The organism is Rhodococcus sp. BS-15 (assembly GCF_000813105.1).
Classification (GTDB): Bacteria; Actinomycetota; Actinomycetes; order Mycobacteriales; family Mycobacteriaceae; genus Rhodococcoides.
The window spans coordinates 21,803-31,831 of the sequence record NZ_BAOX01000024.1 but is presented as its reverse complement, the minus strand read 5'-3'; the positions used below and the strand labels follow the sequence as shown (position 1 = coordinate 31,831).

The following is a 10,029-nucleotide window of genomic DNA, read 5'->3' as shown; positions in this document are numbered from 1 at the left end:
GACGACGCATCGAGGCGACGCCCGAGCCCTGGGTGTAGCTGGATTTGGCGAACTCGTCGAACTTGGCCTGGGCTGCCTGGATCTGGGTGCCTGCATCGGCGAGAGCCTGCTGCGCGGCGCCGACGATTGCGGCAGCGACATCGGCTGCGTCACGTGCGTTCTGCAGATCGACCAGGGCCTTGTTGACGCCTTCTCGCTTCGACGCGACCTCGTCGTCGAGTTGGGCGAGCTGCTGGTTTGCCGAGGCGATCGCGTCGATCAGCTGACCGACCTGGCCCAGGCTCGAATCGACGGCGCTGCCCGCGGCGGCGATGTCGGTGTCCGACGGGTTGGGCGGTGGCGGTGGTACCGCGGCGGCAACCCCGGGAAGCGTCGCCATCAACGCGAGAACGAGGCCTGCGCCCACCAGCACGAATCGGGTACGGACGAGTGCACGGCGGTGAGTTCCGCGGACTTGACGTCGGCTCACAAATGTCTCCCTCGGGTCCGGCTTTCACTCGGGTTCGCGTCGAACCGTCGTGCCGTCGAGGTGCTCTCCGTCCTCCACCCCGATCGCAGGTGACGGTGAGCGTTCTCGCCGGGCGGGAAAGAAACACGCAGCGATACGACAGGTGCGAACCACGTCAGTCACACCCGAAGCAGTGGCCTCCCGAGTTCCCCACGGATGACAACCGCCTTCTGCGACACTCCTTCCCCAGCAGTGCCAATGGCACCGTACGACACTTCGCACCCTAAAGAAACTCCAGTCACAAATGACACATTGGTAATTCGACCAGGCACAACGCCGTGAACTCGGGGTTTACCGGAAACAATTTTTCCGACTTTTTCGGACGACCTCACGGCCATGATCGGGACCGGGTCGAACGGTGTGGGCGTCGGTCAGTCGAACGACACTCGGACGAGCGTGCTCAGTCGGCGACGGACTCGCTGTGCGCGCGGTCGTTCGTCTCCGCACGAGAGCGATATCGGCGGACCTTGACGACAGCAGTCAAGGCCGCGACCGCGGCGACCACGACGACCAGACCGCCCGTGAGCAGACCCCACGGTGTCTGATCCTCGACGAGGGTGTCGACGAAGTTGTCGGCAGCGACGATGTGGTTGCCGGTGTAGGTACGGTCCTGGCCTGCTTCGAGGGTCACCCGACTGATCGAGTCGCTGAACGTGCCCACCTGCCCGGGGCTGAGCACGAGAACCGTGCCGCCCTCGCGTGCTCCGACAGCGGTGGCGAGATCTCGAAGTTGCGAGTCGTGACGAGGTTCGGTCGGCACGATCACGATGCTCAGATCGATGCGTGGTCCTCGGCGCGCGCGACGGCAGCGGACAACCCGGCTTCCTCGTCGGCGGGGGCACTGACGCCGGACTCGCGGACCGTGGCGACGATGCTGTCGACGTCCAGACCTGCCGGAATATCGGTGGCAAGTGGGGAAACGGCGTGAATCGGCTCAGGCATCTCTCGTCCAGTCGGTAGGAACCAGTCGGGTCGAACCCTACGTCACCGCCACGCCCGTACCTGGTAGGCCCGCAGGTCCGGCGCAACTACTGAGGTCGCCCTTCATTGCGCAGCCGGGAGCACTACGTGAGGATCGTCGTGTGGATCGGTCTCTCGACACCCACCGAGAACCCGACCGCAGGTTTTCACAGGACAAGCGTACTGTTAGACTTCCATCGAGACACTGACCGTGCGTCCGCCTCGAACTCTCACTCCCGAGATTCGAGGCCGAGGCCCGCAGTCAGCGCCTCGCTTCAACCGTCGACACAGCCCCGTCGGCGGTGTGCCTCATAGACGAGTGGAGCTGAAGTGACCGCAAGTAATGATTCATTCGGTGCAAAGGGCACCCTCGAAGTCGGAGAGAACTCGTACGAGATCTTCCGACTGTCGGCTTTGCCCGGTGCCGAGAAGTTGCCCTACGCACTGAAGGTCCTCGCGGAGAACCTCCTTCGCACCGAGGACGGTGCCAATATCACCGCCGACCACATTCGTTCGATTGCCTCGTGGGATCCGTCCGCGGAGCCGAGCTTCGAAATCCAGTTCACCCCTGCACGCGTCATCATGCAGGACTTCACCGGTGTTCCCTGCATCGTCGACCTCGCCACGATGCGTGAAGCCGTCACCACCCTGGGCGGCGACCCCAACAAGGTCAACCCCCTCTCCCCCGCCGACATGGTCATCGACCACTCGGTCATCCTCGACGTCTTCGGCCGCGCCGACGCTCTCGAGCGCAACGTCGACCTCGAGTACGAGCGCAACGGCGAGCGTTACCAGTTCCTGCGCTGGGGACAGGGCGCGTTCGACGACTTCAAGGTCGTCCCCCCGGGCATGGGCATCGTGCACCAGGTCAACATCGAGTACCTCGCACCGACGATCATGACCCGCAAGGGCCAGGCCTACCCCGACACCTGCGTCGGCACCGACTCGCACACCACGATGGTCAACGGCCTCGGTGTGTTGGGCTGGGGCGTCGGCGGTATCGAAGCGGAGGCGGCCATGCTCGGCCAGCCCGTCTCGATGCTCATCCCCCGCGTCGTCGGTTTCAAGCTCTCCGGTGAGATCCAGCCCGGCGTCACCGCGACCGACGTGGTGCTGACCGCAACCGAGATGCTGCGCAAGCACGGTGTCGTCGGCAAGTTCGTCGAGTTCTACGGCGAGGGCGTGGCGGAGGTTCCGCTCGCGAACCGCGCCACCCTGGGCAACATGAGCCCCGAGTTCGGTTCCACCGCAGCGATCTTCCCGATCGACGAGGAAACCATCAACTACCTGCGCCTCACCGGCCGCAGCGACGAGCAGCTCGCGCTCGTCGAGGCGTACGCCAAGGAACAGGGCATGTGGCACGACCCGAAGAACGAGGCCGTGTACTCCGAGTACATCGAGCTCGACCTCAACTCGGTCGTTCCGTCCATCGCGGGCCCGAAGCGTCCGCAGGACCGAATCCTGTTGTCCGAGTCCAAGGTTGCGTTCCGCAAGGACATCCACAACTACGTCGAGGAGAACCACCCCAAGCACGAGGGTGACAGCAAGCTCGACGAGGCCCTCGACGAATCGTTCCCGGCCAGCGACTCCGCTTCGCTGAGCTTCGCCGAGGAAGATTCGGTCGACGTACGTTCTGCCGCATACGGTTCCGAGGGTCGTCCGAGCAAGCCGATCCGCGTCACCACGGACGAGGCAGGCGAATTCGTGCTCGATCACGGTGCCGTCGTGGTTGCGGGAATCACCTCCTGCACCAACACCTCGAACCCGTCGGTCATGCTCGGCGCAGCACTGCTCGCCCGCAATGCCGTGGAGAAGGGGCTGTCCACCAAGCCCTGGGTCAAGACCAACATGGCTCCCGGCTCGCAGGTCGTCACCGACTACTACGAGAAGGCCGGCCTGTGGCCGTACCTCGAGAAGCTCGGCTACTACCTCGGCGGTTACGGCTGCACCACGTGTATCGGTAACACCGGTCCGCTGCTCGAGCCGATCTCGAAGGCGATCAACGACAACGACCTCTCGGTCACCGCAGTGCTGTCGGGCAACCGCAACTTCGAAGGCCGCATCTCCCCCGACGTGAAGATGAACTACTTGGCGTCGCCGCCGCTGGTCATCGCCTACGGCCTGGCGGGCACGATGGACTTCGATTTCGAGACCGACGCTCTCGGCGAGGATCACGAGGGCAACCCCGTGTTCCTCAAGGACATCTGGCCGTCCGCCGAGGAGATCGAATCGACCATCCAGTCCTCGATCAGCCGCGACATGTTCAGCAAGTCCTACGAGACCATCTTCGCCGGTGACAGCCGCTGGCAGAACCTGTCGACCCCCGAGGGCGACACGTTCGAGTGGGATCCCAAGTCCACCTACGTGCGTAAGCCTCCGTACTTCGACGGCATGACGATGGACCCGGCACCTGTCGAGGACATCACCGGTGCACGCGTGTTGGCTCTGCTCGGCGATTCGGTCACCACCGACCACATCAGCCCGGCCGGACCCATCAAGGCAGGTACGCCTGCCGCGCAGTACCTGGATTCGCACGGTGTCGAGCGCAAGGACTACAACTCGCTCGGTTCGCGTCGCGGAAACCACGAGGTCATGATTCGCGGAACGTTCGCGAACATTCGCCTCAAGAACCAGCTCCTCGACGACGTCTCGGGCGGCTACACCCGCGACTTCACGCAGGACGGTGGACCGCAGTCCTTCATCTACGACGCGTCGCAGAACTACCAGAAGGCCGGCATTCCGCTGGTCGTGCTGGGCGGCAAGGAGTACGGCAGCGGCTCCTCGCGCGACTGGGCGGCCAAGGGCACCTCGCTCCTCGGCGTCAAGGCCGTCATCACCGAGTCGTTCGAGCGCATCCACCGCTCCAACCTCATCGGCATGGGCGTCGTTCCCCTGCAGTTCCCGGCCGGTGAGAGCGCATCGTCGCTCAAGCTGGACGGCACCGAGACCTTCGACATCGTCGGAGTCGCGAAGCTGAACGAGGGCACCACCCCGAAGACGATGACCGTCATCGCCACCAAGGAAGACGGCTCCAAGGTCGAATTCGAGGCCGTGGTTCGCATCGACACCCCGGGTGAAGCGGACTACTACCGCAACGGCGGCATCCTGCAGTACGTGCTGCGCAACATGATCAGAGGCTGAGTGCGCGTCGTCTGACGTATGCCTCGAACGGCGATGGGCCCGGAACCGACAACGTGTTTCCGGGCCCATCGCCGTATCGGTCGAGGCCCTCATCGAAAGTAGGAAACCCACACGTGCCCAAGGTCAGCGAAGACCACCTGGCCGCCCGTCGAAGCGAAATTCTCGACGGCGCGCGTAAGTGCTTCGGCGAGTTCGGTTACGAGGGCGCGACAGTACGGCGTCTCGAAGAGGCCACCGGCCTGTCGCGCGGAGCCATATTCCACCACTTCAAGGACAAGGACGGACTCTTCCTCGCGCTGGCGCAGGAAGATGCCCGACGCATGGCCGAGGTCGCTTCCACCCAGGGTCTGGTGCAGGTGATGCGAGACATGCTTGCGCAACCCGAACAATTCGAGTGGCTCGGAACGCGGCTCGAGATCACCCGACGATTGCGCACCGACGCGGACTTCCGGACCAGCTGGGCCGAACGGTCTGCTGAGCTGACCGACGCGACACTCGGACGACTCGAGCGTCAGAAGACCGCAGGAAGACTGCGCGACGACGTACCCAACGACGTCCTCGCCGACTACCTCGATCTCGTGCTGGACGGACTGGTGGCCCGCATCGCGTCCGGCCACGGCCGGTCGAACCTCGCAGCGATCCTGGATCTGGTCGAGGAATCGGTCCGGCGGCAGGACTGACCTCGACCCACTAGGCGAGCTGGATCAGTTCCAGGTATTCCTGCGACCAGTGGTCCTCGGTGCCGTCGGGGAGCAGAATCACTCGTTCGGGTGAGAGCGCTTCGGCGGCACCGGGATCGTGGGTCACCAGTACGACGGCACCCTTGTAGCTGCGGAGCGCGTCGAGAACCTGCTCACGGGAGATCGGGTCGAGGTTGTTCGTCGGTTCGTCGAGCAGCAGCACGTTTGCCGCGGAGGAGACCAACCCGGCGAGTGCCAGGCGGGTCTTCTCACCACCGGACAACGTTCCTGCAGGCTGGTCGAGCTGGGGTCCGGTGAACATGAAGCTCCGAGCAGCGACCGCAGTTCCTGCTCGCCGGTGTCGGGTGCCGCGTGCCGGATGTTCTCCCAGACAGACGCGTGGTCGTCGAGTGTGTCGTGTTCCTGTGCGAAATATCCGACGCGCATGCCGTGGCCGGGTTCGATCTCGCCGGTGTCGGCCTTCTCGGTTCCGGCGAGGATCCGCAGCAGCGTCGTCTTGCCTGCACCGTTGAGCCCGAGCACCACGACACGGCTACCCCGGTCGATGGCGAGGTCGACGCCGGCGAAGATTTCCAGCGATCCGTACATCTTGGTCAGGTTCTTCGCCATCAGCGGTGTTTTGCCGCACGGTGCGGGTTCGGGGAAACGGATGTGCGCCACCTTGTCGGACACACGTTCGGCGTCGAGGTTGGCGAGCAGCTTGTCCGCACGCTTCGCCATATTCTGTGCTGCAACGGCTTTCGTTGCCTTGGCCCCCATCTTGGCGGCCTGCACGCGCAGTGCCCCGGCTTTCTTCTCCGCGTTGGCGCGCTCACGGCGGCGGCGCTGCTCGTCCGTGGCGCGCGCGTCGAGGTACTTCTTCCAGTTCATGTTGTAGATGTCGGCTTCGCCGCGCACGGCGTCGAGGAACCACACCCTGTTCACCACGTCTCCGAGCAGTTCGACATCGTGACTGATCACAATGAGTCCGCCCTCGTGGTTCTGCAGGAATCCCCGCAACCAGGTGATGGAATCGGCGTCGAGGTGGTTGGTGGGCTCGTCGAGCAGCAATGTGGTGTTCGATCGTCCGCCGCTGCCGTCGGACGCGGCGAACAGAATCCGAGCCAGTTCGACGCGTCGGCGCTGGCCACCGGACAGGGTCCGTAGCGGTTGGCCGAGGATGCGGTCGGCCAGGCCGAGACTGTTGCAGATGCGGGCTGCTTCGCTCTCGGCTTCGTAGCCGCCGAGCGAGGCGAAACGCTCTTCGAGTTCGCCGTACTTGCGGACGGCCTTGTCGAGCAGCGCCTCGTCGGCCACTTCGGCCATCAGTGCCTGCTGCTTTTCCATCTTGTGCAGGAGGGTGTCCAGGCCCCGGGCCGAGAGCACTCGATCCTTGGCCAGCACGTCGAGGTCGCCTTCCTTGGGATCCTGCGGAAGGTAGCCGAGCTCTCCGGTGCGCACGACCTCACCCGCGTAGGGCTCGCCTTCGCCTGCCAGGATGCGCAGAGTGGTGGTCTTGCCTGCACCGTTGCGACCCACCAACCCGATGCGGTCGCCTGCCTGTACACGGAGCGCGGGCCCCTCGGTGGACAGAAGGGTCCGCACACCGGCACGAACTTCCAGGTCGGTGGCGGTGATCACGCGTGAGCTCCTAGCGATTGCCGAACAATATCGTTGCCCGTCGACCGACGGGCGAACTCGATGTGCGCCGCTAACGGCACAGCAAACCCCCATTTTAGCTCAGCATTCACGTGCCCTCACCCAGGAACGACGGTGACACCGGTAACGTCTGATCGATGACCGACGCTCCCGAAACAGTCAGCTCTTCCAGCGCGCCGATCCCCGACCTCACCGGGCGCACCGCACTCGTCACCGGCAGCAGCCGAGGCATCGGCAAGGCCATCGCCGCGGAACTGCTCGCGCGCGGCGCGAACGTCGCCATCACTGCGCGCAAGCGCGAACCTCTCGTTGCGGCGGCAGCGGAACTCGGCGATTCCGTGCTCGCGATCGACGGTAATGCCGGCGACCCGGAACACCGGCGCACCGCGGTGGCGAGCACCGTGGAGACCTTCGGTTCACTGGACATCCTGGTCAACAACACCGGCATCAATCCCGTCTACGGCTCGCTGATGGATGCCGACCTGGCGGGCGTGAGCAAGATCTTCGACACGAACGTCGTGGGTACTCTCGGCTTCGTCCAACAGGCGTTCCATGCCTGGATGGGCGAGCACGGCGGCGCGATCGTCAACATCGCCAGCGTGGCAGGCATCCGCTCCACCGGCGTGATCGCCGCGTACGGCGCATCCAAAGCTGCTCTGATTCGCCTCACCGAGGAACTCGCCTGGCAGCTTGGTCCGAAGATTCGCGTCAATGCCGTGGCACCGGGCGTGGTGAAGACGAAGTTCGCCGAGGCTCTCGTCGCCAACGGAGAAGACGCCGCGGCGGCCGGCTACCCGATGAAGCGCCTCGGAAACCCGGAGGACGTAGCGGCCCTGGTGGCCTTCCTGGTGTCGGACGCGTCCTCCTGGATCACCGGCGAGACCGTGCGCGTGGACGGTGGTTTGCTCGCCACCGGCGGAATGTGAACGATTTCTCGGCCGACGTCGCGGTGGTCGGACTCGGTCCCGCGGGGCGGGCGGTCGCCCATCGATGTGCCGAGGCCGGACTCGATGTGGTTGCACTCGATCCACACCCGTCGCGCACCTGGACACCGACGTATTCCGCCTGGGCCGACGAGTTGCCGTCGTGGTTGCCACAGACCGCCGTTGCCTCGACTGCGCAGAAGCCGGCGGTATGGACAGATCGCCATCGGATCATCGACCGGACGTACTGCGTGCTGGACACACCTGCACTGCAAGCGACCTTGTCCCTCGACCGCGTGCGAGTGCTGGCCGGGACGGCAGTGGACGTCACCGGTTCCCGCGTGACGACCGCCGACGGCACCATCGTCGATGCCCGTCACGTCGTCGACGCCCGGGGCACGCTCGATTCGCGCGACCTGGCACAGCAGACGGCATACGGCATCGTCGTCGAACGGCACCGCGCCGAGCCGATACTCGAAGGATCCGACGCCTGGTTCATGGACTGGCGTACCGACAACGGCGCTCGCTCAGGTGAAGCCCCGAGTTTTCTGTACGCCGTGGCGCTCGACGAGGATCGGATCCTGCTCGAAGAGACCTGTCTGGTCGGCCGACCACCGCTCGAACTCGCCATTCTTCGATCGCGGCTGCACCACCGTCTCACCCACCGGAATCTGGAACCGACCGGCCACGAGGACGTCGAGCGAGTGCGGTTCTCGGTCGAACCGCCGCCTCGATCGCTGCTTCACACCGGGCGAGGCGGACCGGTGCTGTTCGGTTCCCGGTCGAATCTGATGCATCCCGCCACGGGATACAGCGTCGCGGCGTCGCTGGCGTCGGCGGATCACCTCGTCGAGAGATTTCGAGGCGGCGGTCGATCGGGCCCGAACCGACCGGTGCACGTCTGGACGGTCCAGAAGCTTCGCAACCTCGGCCTGCGCACGGCACTGGCACTCGAACCCGAGATGGTCCCCCAGTTCTTCTCCAGCTTCTTCTCGCTCCCGGTCGAACTGCAGCGTTCGTACCTGTCCGGCCATGACGACGCGCTCGGGACGATGACCGCGATGCTGAAAATGTTTCCGACGCTCCCGGCGTCCGCCAGGCTCGCGATCGCGCGCACGATAGCGCGCACTCCGGGCCGCGGCTGAGTTTTCTCGCCAACGGTCGACACACGGGCGCCCGGTCGGCGATCATGGACAGATGCGCAGCATTTGGAAGGGCTCGATCGCCTTCGGACTGGTCAATGTTCCGGTGAAGGTCTATTCGGCCACCGAGCAGCACGACATTCGGTTCCATCAAGTGCACGCGAAGGACGGCGGTCGAATCAAGTACGACCGGATCTGTCAGGAATGCGGCAAGTCGGTTCAGTTCGCCGATATCGACAAGGCGTACGACTCCCCCGACGGCGAACGCGTCATTCTCACCGACGACGACTTCGACAAGCTCCCTGCGGCGGAGAAGCACGAAATTCCGGTTCTCGAATTCGTGCCGACCGAGCAGATCGATCCGATCCTCTACGACAAGAGCTACTTCCTCGAACCGGACTCCGCGTCGCCGAAGGCTTACGTTCTGCTTCGGGAGACGCTCGAGGAAACAGAACGCACCGCACTGGTGCACTTCACTCTGCGACAGAAGACCCGTCTGGCTGCATTGCGCGTGCGCGACGACGTGTTGGTGATCCAGACACTGCTGTGGCCGGACGAAGTCAGGGCCGCAGAATTTCCTTCGCTCGAGGATGCTCCGTCCGCGCGCCCGCAGGAAGTGAAGATGGCGACGTCGCTGGTGGAAAGCATGTCCTCGGAATTCGATCCCACCGAGTACACCGACGATTACCAGACCGAACTGCGCAAGCTGATCGACGAGACGCTCGCCAACGGCGGCGAGAAGGTCATCCACACCGAGAAGGACAAAGAAGACGACGGTGAGGATGCCGAGGTCGTGGATCTCGTGGCGGCCTTGCAGCGGAGCGTCGAGGCGGCAGGAAAGAACGCGAAGTCGGGGTCCGCCGCATCGGCTCCGGCGAAGAAGGCACCCGCCAAGAAAGCAGCGGCAAAGAAGGCCCCGGCCAAGAAGGCAGCGGCCAAGAAGTCGACCTCAGCCAAGTCCGCCGACTCCAAGGCTGACGAAGCCAAAGGCGCGTGAGCGGGCCGACTCGTCCGTA

General features: G+C 64.7%; 5 protein-coding genes and 3 pseudogenes. 5 read left to right on the top strand and 3 right to left on the bottom strand.

The window, feature by feature from the left end; genetic code table 11:
* Nucleotides 1-469, bottom strand: a pseudogene (locus RHBS_RS05465) (NlpC/P60 family protein); the annotation flags it as partial.
* A 439-nt stretch (nucleotides 470-908) separates the two neighbouring features.
* Nucleotides 909-1,450: pseudogene (locus RHBS_RS05460) on the bottom strand (DUF6676 family protein).
* 348 nt (nucleotides 1,451-1,798) lie between these two features.
* Between RHBS_RS05460 and RHBS_RS05455 the strand changes: the two are divergent.
* Together RHBS_RS05455 and RHBS_RS05450 are read left to right on the top strand one after the other, a co-directional pair.
* A complete protein-coding gene (locus tag RHBS_RS05455; protein ID WP_128645041.1) occupies nucleotides 1,799-4,609 on the top strand; it encodes an aconitate hydratase in 2,811 nt (936 codons plus the stop codon).
* A 113-nt stretch (nucleotides 4,610-4,722) separates the two neighbouring features.
* Entirely contained in the window at nucleotides 4,723-5,289 is a 567-nt protein-coding gene (locus RHBS_RS05450; protein WP_121869913.1) for a TetR/AcrR family transcriptional regulator, read from the top strand.
* Between the two features lie 10 nt (nucleotides 5,290-5,299).
* Here the strand turns inward: RHBS_RS05450 and RHBS_RS05445 are convergent.
* Nucleotides 5,300-6,930: pseudogene (locus RHBS_RS05445) on the bottom strand (ABC-F family ATP-binding cassette domain-containing protein).
* Nucleotides 6,931-7,085: 155 nt separating this feature from the next.
* On the opposite strand from RHBS_RS05445, the gene RHBS_RS05440 reads away from it, so the two are divergent.
* Genes RHBS_RS05440 through RHBS_RS05430 form a run of 3 tightly spaced genes read left to right on the top strand, consistent with a single transcriptional unit; the run spans nucleotide 7,086 to nucleotide 10,010 of the window.
* Nucleotides 7,086-7,874, top strand: a complete 789-nt coding sequence (locus RHBS_RS05440; RefSeq protein WP_128645040.1) for an SDR family oxidoreductase — start codon at nucleotides 7,086-7,088, stop codon at nucleotides 7,872-7,874.
* Complete coding sequence (locus RHBS_RS05435) at nucleotides 7,871-9,016, top strand: lycopene cyclase family protein (protein ID WP_121869915.1); 1,146 nt, start codon at nucleotides 7,871-7,873, stop codon at nucleotides 9,014-9,016. Before RHBS_RS05440 ends, RHBS_RS05435 begins: the two co-directional genes overlap by 4 nt.
* A 52-nt stretch (nucleotides 9,017-9,068) precedes the next feature.
* On the top strand, nucleotides 9,069-10,010 hold the full coding sequence (locus tag RHBS_RS05430) for a Ku protein (protein WP_121869916.1): 942 nt from the start codon (nucleotides 9,069-9,071) through the stop codon (nucleotides 10,008-10,010).
* Nucleotides 10,011-10,029: the final 19 nt, after the last annotated feature.

What these genes read in the sequence shown, in the direction of transcription:
- RHBS_RS05440 (WP_128645040.1), top strand. Translation starts at nt 7,086, where the DNA reads ATGACCGACGCTCCCGAAACAGTCAGCTCTTCCAGCGCGCCGATCCCC.
- RHBS_RS05430 (WP_121869916.1), top strand. Translation starts at nt 9,069, where the DNA reads ATGCGCAGCATTTGGAAGGGCTCGATCGCCTTCGGACTGGTCAATGTT.